Raw genomic sequence first — 17,828 nt, 5'->3', positions numbered from 1 at the left:
CCATGCCGATCTTCATCGACCGCCGCCTCAACCCGAAGGACAAAAGCCTGGGCAATCGTCAGCGCTTCCTCAGGCGCGCCCGGGACGAGCTCAAGCGCAGCATCCGCGATAAGGTTCGCACGGGCGGCATCGCCGAGATCGACCGCGAGCATGCCGTGCCGATGCCTCGCAAAGGCACCGGCGAACCAACCTTCAACAACGCCAAGGACAGCGGACAGCGCCAGCACGTCCTGCCCGGCAACAGGTCGTTCAGCCCCGGCGATCTGATCCCCAAGCCTGGCGGCGGGGGCGCTGGCCCTTCGGGTCCGGGGACCACGGAATCCGAGGACGACTTTCGCTTCGTCCTGTCGCGCGAGGAAGTGCTCGACCTCTTCTTCGAGGACCTCGAACTGCCCGATCTGGTCAAGCTCAATCTCAAGCAGATACTGAGTTTCAAGCCAAGACGGGCAGGCTTCACGGCAAGTGGGGCGCCGACCAACATCAATGTCGGACGCACGATGCGAAACAGCCATGGGCGCCGCATCGCGCTCGGGCGTCCCAAGCAGGCGGAGCTGGACGCGATTGCCAGGCAGATTGCCGAGTTGGAATCGAAGCCGCCAAGCCCGGCGATACGAGAACGCCTCGCGGCCCTGCGCACGGAATTTGATCGGCTTCAACGCCGGCGCAAGCGAATTGCCTATGTCGACCCGGTCGATATCCGCTTCAATCGCTTCGATCCCCAGCCGGTGCCAAATGCCAGCGCGGTCATGTTCTGCCTGATGGACGTCTCTGGATCGATGGGAGAGCGCGAGAAGGATTTGGCCAAACGCTTCTTCGTGCTGCTGCATCTGTTCCTGACGCGTCGTTATGAGCGTACCGAGATCGTCTTCATTCGCCACACCCACGAGGCCAAGGAGGTGGACGAGCATACGTTCTTCTACCACACGCAAAGCGGTGGCACCGTGGTTTCCACGGCGCTCGAGGAAATGCACCGCATCATCGAGGAGCGCTATCCGGTCGCGGAATGGAATATCTACGCTGCCCAGGCTTCCGACGGCGACAACTTCGCCACCGATTCCGAGCGCTGCATAGAACTGCTCGATCGCAAGCTCATGCGCCTTTGCCAGTATTTCGCCTATGTGGAGATCATCGACGAACGGGAAAGCCACATTTTCGGCTCGACCGAGAACGGGACATCGCTCTGGCGCGCCTACAACGCTGTCGACGGCAAATGGCCGAATTTCCAGATGCGGCGCATCGCTGCTCCGGCCGATATCTATCCGGTCTTTCGCGAGATGTTCGCCAGGCAGCCCGATCTGCGCAAGAGCGCGTGAAGGCGGGGGCAGCCGATGGTCAGTCAGGCGCGCAAATCCGAGCTGCTGTTTTCCGGGTCGGACTGGGATTTTGCCAAATTGTCGCGCGTCTACGACGAGATCGAGGCGATCGGCAAGGAAGAGCTTCACCTCGACATCTATCCGGTGCAGATGGAGGTCATTTCCTCCGAGCAGATGCTCGACGCCTATTCCTCGGTCGGCATGCCGCTGATGTATCGGCACTGGTCGTTCGGCAAACGCTTCCTCTATGACGAACTTCTCTACCGCAAGGGCGCTCGCGGTTTGGCCTACGAACTTGTCATCAATTCCAATCCCTGCATCGTCTACCTGATGGAAGAGAACACCATGGCCCTGCAGGCCCTGGTGACCGCCCATGCCGCGCTTGGGCACAACCACTTCTTCAAGAACAATCATCTCTTCCGGCAATGGACCGACGCCGGGGGAATCCTGAGCTATCTCGATTTTGCAAAGAGCTACATAGCCCGATGCGAGGAACGGCACGGCCTGGCAGCGGTAGAGGCGATCCTCGATTCCGCCCATGCGCTGATGGAGCAGGGCGTCTTCCGCTACCATCGACCCCCGAAGCTGTCGTCGGAGCAGCAGCGCGAGGGGCTCCGCGAGCGCCTCGAATACGAGGAGCGGTCCTATAACGACTTGTGGCGCACGCTGCCGCCCTCGCATGAAGCCGACAAGACCGGAACACGCGACGACGGCGTGGCGGAGCGGAAGAAATCGCTCAACTTGCCGGAGGAAAACCTGCTCTATTTCCTCGAGAAGAACAGTCTCGTCCTCGAGCCCTGGCAGCGCGAGATCGTCAGGATCGTCCGCGTCATTGCGCAGTATTTTTATCCGCAGCGCCAAACGCAGGTGATGAACGAAGGCTGCGCCACCTTCGTACACTACACGATCATGAACACGCTTTTCGACCGTGGCCGCATCAGCGAAGGCGCCATGCTCGAGATCCTGCGCAACCATTCGAACGTGGTCTTCCAGCCGGCCTTCGACGACCCGCGCTTCTCCGGCATCAATCCCTATGCCCTCGGGCTCGACATGATGCAGGACATCCAGCGCATGTCGACCGAACCGACGGCGGAGGACCGCGACTGGTTTCCGGACATCGCCGGCCGTGGCGACTGGCGCGACACACTGCTCGATGCCTGGGCCAATCACCGTGACGAATCCTTCATCCGCCAATATCTGAGCCCGGCCCTGATCCGCAAATGGCGGCTCTTCGTGCTGGCCGACGGCGCCGACGAGCCGCACTACGAAGTCGCCTCGATCCATAATGAACGCGGCTACAGCAAGATACGGTCCGCGCTGGCGCAAAGCTACGACGTGGGCGCGAGCCGGCCCGACATCCAGGTGGTTGACGTGGACCTCTTGGGCGACCGGCATCTGCGGCTGCAGCACAATGTCAAGAACGGCATCCTGCTCGAAGACGAAAGCCGCGACGCGACCCTGCGCCATATCCGAACCCTATGGGGCTACGACGTCAGCCTGGCGGCGATCGACACTGAAACGGGTGCGATGCTCAGCGAGCGTTCGACAAAGGATTTCTGATCCTCGACCCCTACGACAATTCCAGGAAAAGCGCAGCGGTTTTGGGAGAACGACATGCTTCAAAACAAAGACTTAAAGCGCGTCGCATGAATCCGTTTCAGCGCGACGCGCTTTAGCCGTCGCCGGCAGGCCGGATCCTCAACCTTGCGATACGGTTCTTGTCACGCTTCATTACGACGAATCGCTTGCCGTGGAAGGTAAAGGCCTGCTTCTCCTCGGGGATGGTCTGTGTCTCGTGGATGACGAGGCCGGCGATCGTCGTGGCCTCCTCGTCCGGCAGGTCCCAGTCGAGCGCCCGGTTGAGATCGCGGATCGGCACCGTGCCATCCACGACGACCGAGCCGTCGGCCTCCTGCTTGACGCCCTGCATGTCGACATCGTGCTCGTCGGCGATCTCGCCGACGATCTCCTCGATGATGTCCTCAAGCGTCACCAGTCCTTCCATCTCGCCATATTCGTCGACGACGATGGCGAAATGCGCCTTGCGGCGCAGGAAGGCGTTGAGTTGCTCCTGCAAGGTGGTGGTGTCGGGCACGAACCATGGCTTCGACGCGATTTTTGTCACGTCGATCTTGGAAAAGTCGTTGCCGACCTCGTTGAGCGCCCTCAGCAGATCCTTGGCGTGCAGCACGCCGACAATGTTGTCCAGCGAACCTTTCCACAGCGGCATGCGTGTGTGCGGGCTCTGCAGGATCTCGCGCACCACCATTTCCGGCGGATCGTCGGCGTTGACCGAGCGCATGTTGGTGCGATGGACCATCACGTCCGACACTTCGAGCTCCTCGAGTTCGAAAAGCTCGCCCAGCCGGTTGCGGTCCTCGCGCGTCTGCCCGTTGCGGCGGGTGTCGTCGCCGTTCTCGTCCGATTGATCGTCCTCGGGCGCCATCGGCTCGATCGGTTGCAGACTGTAGCCGAGCGCGGCGAAGAGGCGCGTGCGCAAAAGAAACGCCAGCAGGATGACGGCGGCAAGGACGGCTGCGGCGATCCAGCCGGCGTCGATCATCTGGAATGGCTCATCTTGAGCCGTTCGGGATGGCTCGCCTTCAGGAACGCCAGCACTTCCGAGGGCGGCACGTCCTTGGCGATGAAGGCCTGGCCGACGCCACGCGTCAGGATGAAGGTGAGCGCGCCTCGCGAGACTTTCTTGTCCTGGGTGATGAAGCCGAGCAGCGCTTCGGCGTCCGGCAGATCGCCCGATATGTCGGCCATCCGCCAGGGCAGGCCGACGGCGCGAAGATGCGCTTCCACGCGCTCGGCATCGTCCGGGCTCGCCAGGTTGAGGCGCGCCGAGAAACGGTGCGCCAGCGCCATGCCGATGGCGACGCCCTCGCCATGGACGAGGCGGGCGCCGTCGTAATTCGTGGCCGCTTCGAGCGCATGGCCGAATGTGTGTCCGAGGTTGAGCAGGGCGCGGTCGCCGGTCTCGAATTCGTCGCGCGCAACGACGTCGGCCTTGGCGCGGCAGGCCTCGGCGATGGCTTGCGTCCGCTCCTGGCCGCCAGCGAACACTTTTTGCCAGTTCTCCTCCAGCCAGGCGAAGAAGCCGGGCCGGTCGATCAGCCCGTATTTGGCAAGCTCGGCATAGCCGGCGCGGAACTCACGGATCGGCAGCGTGTCGAGCACGCCGGTATCGGCCAGCACCAGCTTGGGCTGGTTGAAGACGCCGACCAGGTTCTTGCCGCGGGCGCTGTTGATGCCGGTCTTGCCGCCGACGGAAGAATCGACCTGCGCCAGCAGCGAGGTCGGCACCTGCACGAAGTTCATCCCGCGGCGCACGATGCCGGCGGCGAAGCCGGCAAGGTCGCCGATGACGCCGCCGCCGAGTGCTATCACCACGTCGCGTCGTTCGAGCTTGGCGGCAAGCACGCCGTCGACCACTTCTTCGAGATGGGCGAAACTCTTGGTCTTTTCGCCGGCCGGGAGCGTGATGACGGCCGCCTGGATGCCGCCTTTTTCCAGACCGGACTTCAGCGTTTCGAGATGCGCGGCGGCGACATTCTCGTCGGTGATGATGGCCGCGCGCGTGCCGGGAAGGCGGTCGGCAATTTCCGCTCCGGCGCCGGAGAGCAGGCCAGGCCCGATCAAAATGTCATAGGCGCGGTCGCCAAGTCCGACCTCGACCTTTACCGGTTCGGTCTGGCTCACTGTTCCACCTCGTCGCTGGTCGCGATCGCGGCGACACCGAGATAGGCACAAACCGCGCATACCACCTCGCCGGCGATGACTTCCTTGCGGTCGTCGCGGGTCGGAACCGTGATGTCGGCCGCGGCGTAGACCGGGTAGCGCTCGTCCATCAGCTTCTCCAGCACGCCGCGCGGATCGGGATTCTTCAACAGCGGTCGGTTCTGCTTCTTCGATACCCGCTCCATCAACAGATCGAGATCGGCCTTCAGCCAGACCGAGACGCCGTGAGCGGCGATCGCCTCCCGCGTCTGCGTGTTCATGAAGGCACCGCCGCCGGTCGACAGCACCTGCGGTCCGTTTTCGAGCAGACGCAGGATCACCCGCTGCTCCAGCGCCCGGAACTCCGGCTCGCCATAGCGCTCGAACAGCTCCGGCACCGTCATGCGCGACACGCTTTCGATCTCCTGGTCGCTGTCGATGAAGGGCAGCGAAAGCATCGTTGCCACCTTGCGGCCGATCGCCGTCTTGCCGGCGCCCATCAGGCCGACAAAGACGATGGAACGGCTGCCGAGCCGCTCGAGCAGAGCGACACGGCCTTCGTCCGGCGGATTTGCTGGCAGCGCGTTCATGCGGAACCCTCTTTGCGCCGTATCGACATCAAAAGCCAGTTTGCGTCAAGCACGGCGCCGCGAGCGGACCGCATCGTAGGCTTTTCACCGGGAACCTTCTTCGACCAAATCCTTCGTCCTTGAATTGGCCGGATTGGCGTCCCATAAGGGCACAGGGGTTGGAATCGCAGAACAAGAAGACGGGCGAAGACTTAATGCCGACATTGTTTCGCTTTGTCGTGACGCTGGCGGTTCTTGCAGGCATTGCCTATGGCGTGATGTTCGCCCTGGCGATGTTCGTGGAGCCGAAGCAGGCGGAAATGAGCGTGCGTATTCCCGCCGAGAAGCTCAATCCGAAGAAGAACTGATCCCGGCCAGATGAACAGCGCCGCCCGCATCGAAGCCTTTCTGGAGATGATGAGTGCCGAGCGGGGGGCGGCCGAGAACACGCTTTCCTCCTACCGCCGCGACCTCGAGGACGCCTCCGAAGCCATCGGCGGCGGGCTGGCGCGAGCGGGCGCGGCCGACATCCGCGCTTATCTCGATGACATCGCCGCGCGCGGCCTCGCTCCGACCTCGCAGGCGCGCAAACTGTCTGCGATCCGCCAGTTCTTCAAATTCCTCTATGCGGAAGGCTTGCGCGGCGACGACCCGACCGGGACGCTGGACAGCCCGAGGAAGGGCCGGCCGCTGCCGAAGACCATGACCGAGGCCGAGACCGGCCGCCTGCTCGACCGCGCGGCGGAGGAGGCGGGCGGCACCGCGCCGGACGAGGACCGGCTGGCGGCGCTGCGCCTGCATGCCCTCGTCGAGGTGCTCTACGCCACGGGCTTGCGTGTTTCCGAGTTGGTCGGCCTGCCGGTGACGGTGGCGCAGCGCGACGACCGTTTCTTCATGGTACGCGGCAAGGGTGACAAGGAGCGCATGGTGCCGCTGTCGGCCAAGGCACGCGCCGCGATGCGGGCGTGGCTTGAAGTCAGGGCCGAGCGCCCGGCCTTTGCCGAGAGCTCCTATCTGTTTCCGGCTTCTTCCGAAAGCGGCCATCTCTCCCGGCAGGTCTTTGCCCGCGACCTCAAGGGTCTAGCGGCTCGGGCCGGCATCGCGTCGGCCAAGATCTCGCCGCATGTGCTTCGCCATGCCTTCGCCAGTCATCTGCTGCAGAACGGGGCCGATCTGAGAGCCGTGCAGCAACTGCTTGGCCACGCCGATATCTCCACCACGCAGATCTATACCCATGTGCTGGAGGAGCGGCTGGTGCGACTGGTCAACGATCATCATCCGCTTGCCGACTAGGCCTCATATCGCTATGTGAGGGCGACGTTCCACCGCCCGGAGCCAGCATTTCCAGGGTTCCGCCAGCCATTGCCTTCCGACGGATCGGTCCGCCCAAGCATGTACAATTACCTCGATTTCGAAAAGCCGGTGCAGGATCTGGAACTCAAGATCCTTGAGCTGAAGAAGCTCGCGGAGAACGGCGAGGCGGTCGATGTCGCCGACGAGATCAGCCGGCTGGAGAAGCGGTCGCGCGATGCGTTGCGCGACCTCTACAAGGCGCTCACTCCCTGGCAGAAGGTGCAGGTGGCGCGCCATCCCGACAGGCCGCACTGCGTCGACTACATCAAGGGCCTGTTCAGCGATTTCACGCCTTTGGCCGGCGACCGCAATTTCGGCGACGACCAGGCGATCGTCGGCGGCTTCGCCCGCTTCCGCGGCGAGCCGGTGGCGGTGATCGGCCAGGAGAAGGGCTCGGATACGGCAAGCCGCATCAAGCACAATTTCGGCTCGGTGCGGCCGGAAGGCTACCGCAAGGCGGTGCGCCTGATGGAGCTTGCCGACCGTTTCAAGATCCCGCTTCTGACACTGGTGGACACGGCCGGCGCCTATCCCGGTGTCGGCGCCGAGGAGCGAGGCCAGGCCGAGGCCATCGCGCGCTCCACCTCCGCCTGCCTGGCGCTCAAGGTGCCGTCGATCTCGGTCGTCATCGGCGAGGGCGGTTCGGGCGGCGCCATCGCCATCGCCACCGCCAATCGCGTCTATATGCTGGAGCATGCCATCTATTCGGTGATTTCGCCGGAGGGCGCCGCCTCGATCCTGTGGCGCGACACCACCCGCTCCAAGGACGCGGCGACGAGCATGAAGATCACCGCCCAGGACCTTCTCGAGATGAAGATCATCGACGCCATCGTTCCCGAGCCGATGGGCGGCGCCCAGCGAGCACCGGAAAAGGTGATCACCGCCACCGGCGACCTCATCGCCAAGACGATGAAGGACTTTGCCGGCGCCAACATCGATTTCCGCGAACAGCGCCGCGAGAAATATCTGGCGATGGGCCGCAGCCTTTAGTGCATGTCGCCCAAAAGTGCGCAGCGGTTTTGGGAGAACGACATGCATCAAGACAAGAACTTAAAGCGCGTCGCCTGAATCCGTTTCAACGCGGCGCGCTTTAATCGGGCTGCCCGTGGTAAACTGTGGCGGCAATGAACAATTTCGCCACAAAAATGCCGCTGGATTCGGCTCAATGAAAATTGCCGTGAGGGGTTCGTCGAAGCTTGCGGTAAGGAATTTTCAAGGTTAACGGGCTTACGGTCCATTGGTGTTCAGCCTGCGGGGCCGGCCAAGCCGAAGCCGTTGACCCGAGAGAAAAGACATAGCCGTATCGATGTTTGCCAAGCTTGCCCGCACCGGAGTCCTGATCGCCGCGATAGGCGTCGCCGGCTGCAATGATTCGTCGATGAAGGATTTCGCGCCGGAGGCCAACAAGCCGCTGCCGGACAAGATTCTGGCCGACATGAAGGCCAAAGGCATGGTGCGCACCTCCTCGGTGATGGCGCGTATCTTCAAGGAAGAGGGCAAGCTGGAGATCTGGAAGGCCAAGACCAACGGCCGCTACGATCTCGTCGCCACCTACGACATCTGCAAATGGTCGGGCAAGCTCGGCCCCAAATACACCGAGGGCGACCGCCAGGCGCCGGAAGGCTTCTACACGGTGCGTCCGTCGCAGATGAATCCGCGCTCGAACTATCATCTGTCCTTCAACATTGGCTTCCCCAATGCCTATGACCGCGCCAACGGCCGCACCGGCGCCAATCTGATGGTGCATGGCGCCTGCTCGTCTTCCGGCTGCTATTCGATGACCGACGCACAGATCGAGCAGATCTATGCCTTCGGCCGTGACGCCTTCCAGGGCGGCCAGACCGAGTTCCAGATCCAGGCCTTCCCGTTCCGCATGACCGCCGCCAACATGGCGCGCTATCGCAACGACCCGAACTACGAGTTCTGGAAGATGCTGAAGGTCGGCTATGACAATTTCGAGATCACCAAGGTACCGCCCAAGGTCGACGTCTGCGAGAAGCGCTACGTCTTCAACCAGGTGGCGCCCGAAGGCACGACCTTCGACCCGACCGGCCCCTGCCCGGCAACGACGCAGCCCGACTCGCTGAAGACGGCCTATGCCAACTATGAGAAGAGCTACGACGCGGCCTTCAGTTCGGCAGTGAAGTCGAGCTCGGTGGCGCCCAAGCCGACCATTGCCGGCATCAAGGAAGCCAGCCTCGTTTCCGACTGGTCGAAGCGCCGCGCACGCGGCGAGCGGGTACCGATCGACCCGCCGTCGATGAATGCCGACGGCTCGGTGACCGAGACGGTGCGCATGGGCCGCATCGATTCGCCGCTCGGCCGCAAGATGGCGGCGCTCGACGCCGAGAAAGAGGCCAAGCGCAAGGCCGAGGAACAGCGCCTGGCGGCGATCGAGGCGGCCAAGGCCGCCAAGGAGCAAGCCAAGGCGCAGGCTCTGGCCGAGAAGGAAGCCGCCAAGCAGGCAGCCCAGCAGCAGGTGGCCACCGCGGGCGTCGAGGCGGCGCCGGCCCAGCCGGCTGAGACACAGGCGGCAAGCGCCGACGAGGGGACGGTCTCGAAGCTGAAGAAGAAGCTGCTCGGCATGTTCGGCGGCTGAGAGGTTTCGCCTTGCCCAGGCCCGTCATTTACGACCTCAAGGGATTGAACTGCCCATTGCCGGTGCTGAAGGCGCGCAAGCGCCTTGCCGCGATGCGGCCCGGCAGCCGGCTGTGGCTCGAAACCACCGACCCGCTGGCCGTGATCGACATTCCGGCCTTCTGTGCCGATGCCGGCCATCGGCTGATCGAGACGGCCGCGGTTGCCGGCGGCCATCGCTTCCTGGTCGAGCGCGGCGGCGCGGCCTGAACCTGCCTGCTTCCTTTGCCTACAGCCCGGCGATCGCCAGCGGATTGGCTTCGAGCGCCGCCCGGTCGGGCGTGTCGATAGACGGCTTGTTGGTGAAGGCGGAAAACAGCCGCTGGATATAGTCTTCCGGCATATCGAGCGTGATCAGCACCAGTCGGGTACCGCGCTGGCCATCCGGCCATGTCGGCAGCCTTGCCGGCGGATGCAGGATCTTCTGCACGCCGTGGATCACCAAGGGCCGTGACGGATCTTCCGCGAGTTCGATGACGCCCTTCATGCGCAGCAGCTTATCGCCGTGCGTCGAGCGTAAGAGATCGAGGAACATCTCGATCGCCGAGAACGGCACCGGTCCGTCGTGGATGAGCGCGTGGGAGCGCACGCGGCTGTCATGGCGGTGGTCGTGGTGATGATGATCATGGTCCTCATCATCGTGGTGATGATGATCGTGATCGTGCGCGGCCTCTTCGCCGAGCCAGCGCCGCACGTCAGCACTCTTGGTTTCGGGATTGTAGAGGCCGCAATTGAACAGGGACGCAGCACCCGTAGCGGGATCGTTGACGTCGAGCAGCACCGCGCCCGGATTGATCTGCCTGAGCCTCGCCCGCAACGCCTCGACATCGTTCGCATCGGCAAGGTCGGTCTTGGTGAGCACGATGCGGTCGGCGACCGCGGCCTGCTTCACCGCCTCGACATGGCCATCGAGCGCGGCCTCGCCGTTGACGGCATCGACCAGCGTGACGACGCCGTCGAGCCGGAAGGCCTCCACCAGCGCCGGATGCGCCATGATCGACTGCAGCACCGGCGCGGGGTCGGCAAGTCCGGTGGTTTCGATCACGACGCGGGCAAGCCTGGCGATACGGCCGGTCTGCAGCCGGTCGACGAGATCGGCTAGCGTATCGACGAGGTCGCCGCGCACAGTGCAGCAGAGGCAACCGTCGGAAAGCTGGATGATGCCGTCGGAGGCCTGCTCGACCAGCAGGTGGTCGATCGCCACTTCGCCGAACTCGTTGATGATGACCGCCGTGTCGGCAAGCTGCGGATCCTTGAGCAGCCTGTTGAGCAGCGTCGTCTTGCCGGCGCCGAGAAAGCCGGTGAGCACCGAGACGGGAATGGGAAAGCCGCTCATCCGCCCGGTCACCGGCTAGTTGGCGGCCTTGGCCGGCTGATCGCCCTGCGCGGCGGCGGCGGCCGTCGGGGTTGACGCGGGCGCGGCACCGTCCGGCAGCGGCATGTCGGGCCGCCAGGTCGGCAGCGGCACGTCGGCGTAATTCTGATCGGTCTGGTCGACGAAAGCCTTGGGCGCCGGTCCGGTCGCGCCGCCGAGGCCGACCGCGATCAGAGTCGGATGGTCGAGCTTCACCTGATATAGCGATTTCGGCTTGTCCTTGGCGGCAACGGCGGGCGCTGCCTCGGATTGCTCGTCCTTCGGCTTCTTCTTGCAGATCTCGTCATGCAGATCGTTGGGCGACAGCGTGTCGCCATAGGGCTTGAGCGCCGCGAGCGTCGTCGAGCCCGCCGCCGGTGTGTCAAAACCCTGGTCGAGCAGCTTCGCCGCCGCCTCCGCGCGGCTGATGGCGGATTTCTCGCCGAGCACCACGGCGACCAGCGTGCGGCCGTTGCGCGTCGCCGAGCCGATCATGTTGAAGCCCGACGAGCAGACGAAACCGGTCTTCATGCCGTCGGCGCCCGGATAGCGCCCGATCAGCAGGTTGTAGTTCGGGAGCGCCTTCTTGCCGACGGCGAGCCCCTCGATGGAGAACCACGGCGCATATTGCGGAAAGTCGTTGCGGAGCGCCGTCACCAGCACGGCGAGGTCGCGCGCGGTCGTGTACTGGTCCGGCGAATAGAGACCGTTCGGATTGACGAAATGCGTTCCGACCATGCCGAGCCTGGCGGCCTCGGCATTCATGCGGTCGGCGAAGGCCGCCTGCGACCCGCCGATATTCTCGCCGACCGCCATGGCGATGTCGTTGGCCGATTTGACCAGCATCATCTTCAGCGCATTGTCGAGCCGCATCACCGAACCCGGCTTGAAGCCCATCTTGCTCGGCGGCTCGCCGGCCGAATGCTTCGTCACCTTGATCGGCGAATCGAGCGCCACCTCGCCGGCGGCGATCGCCCGGAACGTGACATAGGCCGTCATCAGTTTGCTGAGCGAGGCCGGATACCAGCGCTTGAAGGCATCCTGATGCTCGAGAACCTTGCCGCTCTTCAGGTCGAACAGCACGACCGGATTGGCGCGCGCCGCGTCGCAAAACATCGGTAGCGCCAGTGCTCCCGCAAGCAATAGGTTGAGGAAATGCCTTTGCCGCATGATCTATTCCGAAATCGCCTCTTGCCGTAATCGCCGCTGGCTCCGTAAGATTTCATTACGCGATGGCCAGCATGGTGCGGACCGACCCTCGACCCCGGACCGCGTTATGCGGTGCTATTTACCCTATGTGACGCCAAAATGGCAAAACGCCAGGCAATCACAATCGCTGAGCAAGCGGACCTGAACCGCCTGCCCCAACAAAGAAATGGACCGACTATGCCAATTCTCAACCGTGCCGCGGAAATGCAGGAAGAAGTCGCCGGCTGGCGACGCCATCTGCACCAGACGCCGGAACTGAACTTCGACGTCTTCCAGACCGCCTCTTTCGTCACCGACAAGCTGAAGGCCTTCGGCTGCGACGAGGTTGTGACGGGGCTTGGCAAGACTGGCGTCGTCGGCATCATTCACGGCCGCAAGGGCGAAGGTTCGACCATCGGGCTGCGCGCCGACATGGACGCGTTGCCGATCAACGAGATCACCGGCAAGCCCTATGCGTCGACCGTTGCCGGCAAGATGCATGCCTGCGGTCATGACGGCCACACGGCCATGCTGCTCGGCGCCGCCAAATATCTTGCCGAGACGCGCAATTTCGCCGGCTCCGTGGCGGTGATCTTCCAGCCGGCCGAGGAAGGCGGCGGGGGCGGCAACGAAATGGTCAAGGACGGCATGATGGAGCGCTTCGGCATCTCGAAGGTGTTCGGCATGCACAACATGCCCGGCCTGCCCGTCGGCGAGTTCGCCATCAAGCCCGGCCCGATCATGGCCGCGACCGCCGAATTCACCATCACCGTCAAGGGGCATGGCGGCCACGCGGCCATGCCGCACGGCACCATCGACCCGATCGTCATCACCAGCCAGCTGGTGGGCGCGCTGCAGACCATCGCCTCGCGCAGCACCGATCCGGTCGAGGCCGTCGTGGTGTCGGTGACCAAATTCCACGCCGGCGATGCCTACAACGTCATTCCGGAGAAAGCCGAGATCGCCGGCACCGTGCGCACGCTGAAGAAAGAAGTGGCCAGGAAGGCGGAAGAGCGCATCCGCGCCATCTGCGCGGGCCTTGCGTCGGCCTTTGGCGCGACGATCGAGGTCGACTACGACGCCAACTATCCGGTCACCTTCAACCACCCGGAAGAGACGGTCTTCGCCAGCGATATCGCTGCCGACGTCGCCGGCGACGCCCATGTTCACCGCGCCATCCAGCCGGTGATGGGCGGCGAGGACTTTTCCTACATGCTGGAAGCGCGCCCCGGCGCCTTCATCTTCATCGGCAACGGCGACTCGGCCGGCCTCCACCATCCCGCCTACGACTTCAACGACGAAGTCATCCCGCACGGCATGAGCTATTGGGTGAGGCTGGCGGAGACGGCGCTGGCGGCCTGACCGCCTTTGCAGCGGCGAGCGTTCGCCTCGCCGCCCCGCCTGGCTGACGTCGTGGAGCAAGGCGCCGCGCGACCGGACAGCATCACCCCTTGGCGAACCGGCCCGAAGCGGCTATGTGTCTGGCCGCGTGGTCCCGTAGCTCAGTAGGATAGAGCGGCAGATTCCTAATCTGTAGGTCACAGGTTCGATTCCTGTCGGGATCACCATTCTTTCAAATGGCTTAGCGGGCCGCCGCTACTTTTTCTGAAGACTGGTACGGCGAAATTCGCGGATCACCCGGTTCGGGCAACAACGTCCGCGAGTTAAAGCCGGCATGAAAGCTTGAAGCCGATCGGCAGCAATTCCGAACGCATGCCGGGGCAACAAGCATCTCGCCAGCTCTCCACGCTGACGTCACACGCTTTTGTGCAGGAGGACTTGGGGAAGGCCTCTTTCCAGAGCCCTGAACTCTTTGACCTAGAGCAAATTCCTGCCCGGGTCTCTGGGATATGATCAACTTGAAGATGGTGTTCGCCGCCACGAGCAGAAGGGTTTGATTGTGGATCGGAATGGCATCCGATCAAGGCTGGGCCGTTCGATGAAGCGCTCGTCGGGATTCGGCGGGCCGCGTTGGCTCGCCGTATGCCTCGCCCTGCTGATGGCGTTCACCACAGTCCTTTACGGCCATGCCAACGCGGCAGCGGCTCCGCGTGGCGCCCAGTGGGCCGCGGAGCACAACCATGGCTCTGCGGCGATGCGACATGATGGTCATCAAGCTCCCTGTAAGGACGTTGGCCAGATGCATCATCAAGGAACATGCGGCATCTCGGCTTCAAGCTGTTCCTTCTGCACTCCGGTCGACGACCATCTCTTCGTCGCGGTTTCGGGAAGCCACCCCGTCGCGACCGCGCCGCCCTTCGTATCCTCTCCCGGCGACCTGCCGATCCGGCTGCGTCCTCCCAAGCTTGTCGTGACTGCCTGAGCGCACGCGACATCGCGTCAGTGCGCTTCGTCATCGGCCGTTATGGCCCGAAGTCACGAACATGAGAGCTATGCAATGCAACCTATATCCCGTCGCCAGTTCCTGGCGTCCACGGCGGCTGCCGGCGCTGCGAGCGCTGTCCTGCCGCTAATCATTCCTCATGCCGCGCGAGCGGCCGCCCCCAATATCATCCGGGCCGATACCCGCGTCATCGACGTTGCCGGCCGTGCCGCCAAGGTCTTCGGTCTCGTCCGGCCCGACGGCACGCATGGGCTTGCCATGCCGGCGGCCGACGGCTTCCGGGTCCGGCTCGAAAATGCGCTGGACGCGCCAACCTTGATCCATTGGCACGGGCTGACGCCGCCATTCGGACAGGACGGCGTGCCCGACCTGCCGCAGCCGTTGCTGCGGCCGGGCCAAAGCTACGACTACGGCTTCCCCATCTCGACACCCGGCACTCATTGGATGCACGCCCATACGCTGCAGGAGCAGCACCTCCTTGCCGCACCGCTGATCATCACAGACCCCACGGAAGATAGCGCGGACGAGCAGCCTGTCGTGGTGCTGTTCCACGACTTCAGCTTCAAGACTCCCGAGGAGTTGCTTGTCGGGCTGACCGGATCAGCGCCTGCATCGGGAAACAGTGGCATGGCCGGGCACTCGATGTCGAGCATGTCAGGCATGGATATGCCAGGCATGTCTGTCGGACAGGGCATGGCCATGCCGATAGACGTCAACGACATCGAGTATGACGCCTATCTGGCGAACGACCATACGCTGGACGATCCGCAAGTATTCGCAGTAGAGCGGAACGGCACGGTCCGGCTCCGCCTCATCAACGGAGCGACCGCCACGGCGTTTTGGGTCGACACCGGGTCGCTCGAAGGCGAGGCAATCGCCGTCGACGGGAATCCTGTCATTCCCGTGCGCGGCCATCGCTTTCCGCTCGCTATGGGCCAGCGCATCGACATCCGGCTGCGCATTCCAAATGAGGTTGGAGCTTGGGCGATCCTGGCGCTGCGTGAGGGCAGTGTCGAGCGCACCGGTTTCGTGCTGGCTACCCGGGGCGGCGCTGTAAAGCGCATCGCGCCTGTTGGCGGCCAGGCGACAATGGCCCTCGACATCGCATTCGAGTCCTGCCTCGCCGCCGCCAAGCCCCTGGCGATGGCGTCTGCGGATTGCAATCAGCCCGTCGAGATCGGCGGTACGATGCAGGGTTACTCCTGGACACTCAATGGCAGGACATGGGGCAACCATCGACCGATCTCGGTCAAGAAGGGTGAGCGCATCGAGCTCACGCTGCGCAACGCCAGCATGATGGGCCATCCCATGCATCTGCACGGCCACCATTTCCAGGTGGTCGCCGTCGACGGCCGCCGCCTCGCGGGAGCCGTGCGCGACACTGTCTGGGTGCCGCCGATGCGCGAAGTGACGGTGGCGTTCGACGCCGTCAACCCAGGGACATGGGCGCTCCACTGCCATCACCTCTATCACATGGCGACCGGCATGATGACCGTCGTCGACTACTCCGCGTGACCGATTTCGAGGATAGCACCATGAGAAACAATCACAGAAACAATGCAGTCGCCCTGGCGGTCGAAAACCGCTCGGGCGTCAGCCGACGCACGACATTGTTGGCCCTGATGGCCGCCGCTGCTGTCGCCGCTGCTGCCCACTTCGTCAGGCCGGTGGGAGCAACAGAGCCCGCTGCTTCAGGCTTCGTCTACACTGCCGACGAGCAGGGCGGCTCCATCAGCCGGATCGACCTTTCAACCGGGAGGGTCGACTCCATTCCGGTCGCCGTCATGCCGCACAACGTCCAGTTCGTCCCGAGCACGGGAAAGCTGCTTGTGGTAGGGGTCTCGCGCTCCGCCGACGATCACGGTGGAGGTGAAAACGGCCAGGGCGCCGAGCACGGCAAGATGGGCGGGATGGGCGAGATGGACATGGGTGCCGATGGCAAGCTCATCGTCCTTGACACGGCCAATCTGGCTTTGGGACCGATCGCTTCCTTTCCCGCCGGCGCACATCCGGCCCATGTCATCGCCGACCCCGACGGCAAGCGAGCCTTCGTCACGGACTCCGAACACAATATCGTTTCCGTGATCGATCTCGAGAACGGCGCGGTTATCGCGACGGTCCCGACCGGCGACTATCCGCATGGATTGAGGATGAGCCCTGACGGAAAATTCATCTACGTCGCCAATGTCGAGAGTGGCACTGTGTCCGCCATAGACGCAGCCGAGCTCGAGGAAGTTGCGCGGATCAAAGTCGGCCGAGCTCCCGTGCAGGTCGCCTTCACGCCCGAGGGCAGCCGCGTCTATGTTTCGCTACGGGACGAGAACAAGGTGGCGGTGATCGACACGTCCACCCGCAAGGTGATTGGACGGATCGAGGTCGGGCATTCACCCGTCCAGGTCCACGCCACACCCGACGGTCGCTTCGTCTACGTTGCCAACCAGGGCACCGAGGTCGCACCTGACAACACAGTCTCGGTGATCGACGTCGCTAGCGGCAGGGCCGTCAAGACGATCCACACCGGCGCCGGAGCGCATGGCGTTGCCGTCAGCGATGACGGCACCTTCGTCTTCGTGACCAACATCGTCGACGGCACTGTGTCGCGAATCTCGGTCAAGGACCAGTCGGTCCTGAAGTCCTATCAAGTCGGCAAGGGACCGAACGGCGTCACCTTCCGGTCCGCCAGCCCGGCCTTGGGCGGTGCAGGCTGAAGCAAGCGCCGATGAAGCCGATGAAGTTGCAAGACCAACAAGGAGAAGCAGCCTGAGAACCTCTTCGTAAAGACCTGGCGATCGGGACAATGTTCTCGCGAGCGTGCCGCGCCATGGGCACGTCGCCGCAAGGTTCTCTTTCGTTCGCGCCACGTTCCGCCATGAGCGACCGCTAATGTTTTTTGTTCACGGCCATTTGGATGAGGCGAGGGCTCACTCGAAAGGGGTAGGGAAACATTCTTCCTCGCCAAGCTATTCTCTAGCGCCAGCCTGCGCTCCTCCCCTTTGCGCAGGCTGGCCAACTATTTACCCCAAAAGCTGCCCCCAGCTTTGCTGGTGGGCTTTTTTGTTGCCAAACTGGCTCGCGCCTGCTTCCACAAGACGCGAGCCAGCCCGACCCGGTGCTGTGGTGTTGGGTGGGTCCACCAGGGCCTCTGCCGCGTGCCAAAGGGAGCATACGGCATGGCTGGCATCGCGCTTCGACTGGACACTTTCGTCAATGCGATAATTTAGCGACAGCTAACCCAAACGAGTTAGGGGCCCGTCAACGTTCCGAAGGAACCATCATCCGACGGTACTGCCTTGTAAAAATGCGGGCCGGCGGTGCCGCGCCGGTCCCGCAATCGGCGCATCGGTCTG

The 17,828-nt window shown here is 63.6% G+C and carries 15 protein-coding genes and 1 tRNA gene; 11 read left to right on the top strand and 5 right to left on the bottom strand.

Translation table 11 applies throughout. The annotated features are described in order from the left end of the window. Positions 1 to 2: 2 nt before the first annotated feature. Positions 3 to 1,313, top strand: coding sequence for a YeaH/YhbH family protein (locus QAZ22_RS09120; protein ID WP_278206394.1), 1,311 nt, complete (start codon positions 3 to 5; stop codon positions 1,311 to 1,313). 15 nt (positions 1,314 to 1,328) lie between these two features. Then, on the top strand, positions 1,329 to 2,873 hold the full coding sequence (locus QAZ22_RS09115; RefSeq protein WP_278206393.1) for a SpoVR family protein: 1,545 nt from the start codon (positions 1,329 to 1,331) through the stop codon (positions 2,871 to 2,873). 112 nt (positions 2,874 to 2,985) lie between these two features. On the opposite strand, the gene QAZ22_RS09110 is transcribed toward QAZ22_RS09115, so the two are convergent. The 3 genes from QAZ22_RS09110 to QAZ22_RS09100 are packed head-to-tail and all read right to left on the bottom strand — an operon-like array spanning position 2,986 to position 5,626. Continuing rightward, complete coding sequence (locus QAZ22_RS09110; RefSeq protein ID WP_278206392.1) at positions 2,986 to 3,876, bottom strand: transporter associated domain-containing protein; 891 nt, start codon at positions 3,874 to 3,876, stop codon at positions 2,986 to 2,988. Then, a complete protein-coding gene (gene aroB / locus QAZ22_RS09105; RefSeq protein WP_278206391.1) occupies positions 3,873 to 5,018 on the bottom strand; it encodes a 3-dehydroquinate synthase in 1,146 nt (381 codons plus the stop codon). Before aroB ends, QAZ22_RS09110 begins: the two co-directional genes overlap by 4 nt. After that, positions 5,015 to 5,626 carry a shikimate kinase gene (locus QAZ22_RS09100; protein ID WP_278206389.1) on the bottom strand — a complete coding sequence of 204 codons (612 nt, stop codon included), beginning with the start codon at positions 5,624 to 5,626 and terminating at the stop codon, positions 5,015 to 5,017. The genes aroB and QAZ22_RS09100 overlap by 4 nt, the downstream gene beginning before the upstream one ends. A gap of 194 nt (positions 5,627 to 5,820) precedes the next feature. On the opposite strand from QAZ22_RS09100, the gene QAZ22_RS09095 reads away from it, so the two are divergent. From QAZ22_RS09095 to QAZ22_RS09075, 5 genes are all read left to right on the top strand, one after another. Continuing rightward, positions 5,821 to 5,973, top strand: a complete 153-nt coding sequence (locus tag QAZ22_RS09095; RefSeq protein WP_278207805.1) for a histidine kinase — start codon at positions 5,821 to 5,823, stop codon at positions 5,971 to 5,973. Positions 5,974 to 5,983: 10 nt separating this feature from the next. Further along, a complete protein-coding gene (locus tag QAZ22_RS09090) occupies positions 5,984 to 6,898 on the top strand; it encodes a site-specific tyrosine recombinase XerD (RefSeq protein ID WP_278206388.1) in 915 nt (304 codons plus the stop codon). Between the two features lie 99 nt (positions 6,899 to 6,997). Continuing rightward, positions 6,998 to 7,948, top strand: a complete 951-nt coding sequence (locus QAZ22_RS09085; protein WP_278206387.1) for an acetyl-CoA carboxylase carboxyltransferase subunit alpha — start codon at positions 6,998 to 7,000, stop codon at positions 7,946 to 7,948. Positions 7,949 to 8,264: 316 nt separating this feature from the next. Then, positions 8,265 to 9,557 (top strand): murein L,D-transpeptidase family protein, encoded by a 1,293-nt coding sequence (locus QAZ22_RS09080; RefSeq protein ID WP_278206386.1) that lies wholly within the window; start codon positions 8,265 to 8,267, stop codon positions 9,555 to 9,557. A gap of 11 nt (positions 9,558 to 9,568) precedes the next feature. Next, positions 9,569 to 9,805 (top strand): sulfurtransferase TusA family protein, encoded by a 237-nt coding sequence (locus QAZ22_RS09075; RefSeq protein WP_278073614.1) that lies wholly within the window; start codon positions 9,569 to 9,571, stop codon positions 9,803 to 9,805. Positions 9,806 to 9,824: 19 nt separating this feature from the next. On the opposite strand, the gene QAZ22_RS09070 is transcribed toward QAZ22_RS09075, so the two are convergent. Both QAZ22_RS09070 and QAZ22_RS09065 read right to left on the bottom strand, forming a co-directional pair. Next, positions 9,825 to 10,931 (bottom strand): GTP-binding protein, encoded by a 1,107-nt coding sequence (locus QAZ22_RS09070; RefSeq protein ID WP_278206385.1) that lies wholly within the window; start codon positions 10,929 to 10,931, stop codon positions 9,825 to 9,827. Positions 10,932 to 10,946: 15 nt separating this feature from the next. Beyond that, the gene (locus tag QAZ22_RS09065; protein ID WP_278206384.1) at positions 10,947 to 12,119 is read right to left on the bottom strand and encodes a D-alanyl-D-alanine carboxypeptidase family protein; all 1,173 of its coding nucleotides are present in this window, start codon (positions 12,117 to 12,119) and stop codon (positions 10,947 to 10,949) included. 216 nt (positions 12,120 to 12,335) lie between these two features. On the opposite strand from QAZ22_RS09065, the gene QAZ22_RS09060 reads away from it, so the two are divergent. From QAZ22_RS09060 to QAZ22_RS09045, 4 genes are all read left to right on the top strand, one after another. Continuing rightward, positions 12,336 to 13,499: a M20 aminoacylase family protein gene (locus tag QAZ22_RS09060; protein WP_278206383.1), complete on the top strand. Its 1,164-nt coding sequence runs from the start codon at positions 12,336 to 12,338 to the stop codon at positions 13,497 to 13,499. Positions 13,500 to 13,628: 129 nt separating this feature from the next. Beyond that, positions 13,629 to 13,705: transfer RNA gene (locus tag QAZ22_RS09055), tRNA-Arg, on the top strand. A gap of 830 nt (positions 13,706 to 14,535) precedes the next feature. Further along, positions 14,536 to 15,996, top strand: coding sequence for a multicopper oxidase family protein (locus tag QAZ22_RS09050; protein ID WP_278206382.1), 1,461 nt, complete (start codon positions 14,536 to 14,538; stop codon positions 15,994 to 15,996). 20 nt (positions 15,997 to 16,016) lie between these two features. Further along, positions 16,017 to 17,189 carry a cytochrome D1 domain-containing protein gene (locus QAZ22_RS09045; RefSeq protein WP_278206381.1) on the top strand — a complete coding sequence of 391 codons (1,173 nt, stop codon included), beginning with the start codon at positions 16,017 to 16,019 and terminating at the stop codon, positions 17,187 to 17,189. Positions 17,190 to 17,828: the final 639 nt, after the last annotated feature.

The organism is Mesorhizobium sp. WSM4906 (assembly GCF_029674625.1).
GTDB lineage: Bacteria > Pseudomonadota > Alphaproteobacteria > Rhizobiales > Rhizobiaceae > Mesorhizobium.
The sequence above is the reverse complement of the archived record's forward strand: the minus strand, read 5'-3'. Positions and strand labels throughout refer to the sequence as shown.

Bases quoted from the DNA above. Each gene is read 5' to 3' on its own strand.
- QAZ22_RS09120 (WP_278206394.1), top strand. From the start codon at position 3: ATGCCGATCTTCATCGACCGCCGCCTCAACCCGAAGGACAAAAGCCTG.
- QAZ22_RS09115 (WP_278206393.1), top strand. From the start codon at position 1,329: ATGGTCAGTCAGGCGCGCAAATCCGAGCTGCTGTTTTCCGGGTCGGAC.
- QAZ22_RS09110 (WP_278206392.1), bottom strand. From the start codon at position 3,876: ATGATCGACGCCGGCTGGATCGCCGCAGCCGTCCTTGCCGCCGTCATC.
- QAZ22_RS09100 (WP_278206389.1), bottom strand. From the start codon at position 5,626: ATGAACGCGCTGCCAGCAAATCCGCCGGACGAAGGCCGTGTCGCTCTG.
- QAZ22_RS09095 (WP_278207805.1), top strand. From the start codon at position 5,821: ATGCCGACATTGTTTCGCTTTGTCGTGACGCTGGCGGTTCTTGCAGGC.
- QAZ22_RS09090 (WP_278206388.1), top strand. From the start codon at position 5,984: ATGAACAGCGCCGCCCGCATCGAAGCCTTTCTGGAGATGATGAGTGCC.
- QAZ22_RS09085 (WP_278206387.1), top strand. From the start codon at position 6,998: ATGTACAATTACCTCGATTTCGAAAAGCCGGTGCAGGATCTGGAACTC.
- QAZ22_RS09080 (WP_278206386.1), top strand. From the start codon at position 8,265: ATGTTTGCCAAGCTTGCCCGCACCGGAGTCCTGATCGCCGCGATAGGC.
- QAZ22_RS09070 (WP_278206385.1), bottom strand. From the start codon at position 10,931: ATGAGCGGCTTTCCCATTCCCGTCTCGGTGCTCACCGGCTTTCTCGGC.
- QAZ22_RS09065 (WP_278206384.1), bottom strand. From the start codon at position 12,119: ATGCGGCAAAGGCATTTCCTCAACCTATTGCTTGCGGGAGCACTGGCG.
- QAZ22_RS09060 (WP_278206383.1), top strand. From the start codon at position 12,336: ATGCCAATTCTCAACCGTGCCGCGGAAATGCAGGAAGAAGTCGCCGGC.
- QAZ22_RS09050 (WP_278206382.1), top strand. From the start codon at position 14,536: ATGCAACCTATATCCCGTCGCCAGTTCCTGGCGTCCACGGCGGCTGCC.
- QAZ22_RS09045 (WP_278206381.1), top strand. From the start codon at position 16,017: ATGAGAAACAATCACAGAAACAATGCAGTCGCCCTGGCGGTCGAAAAC.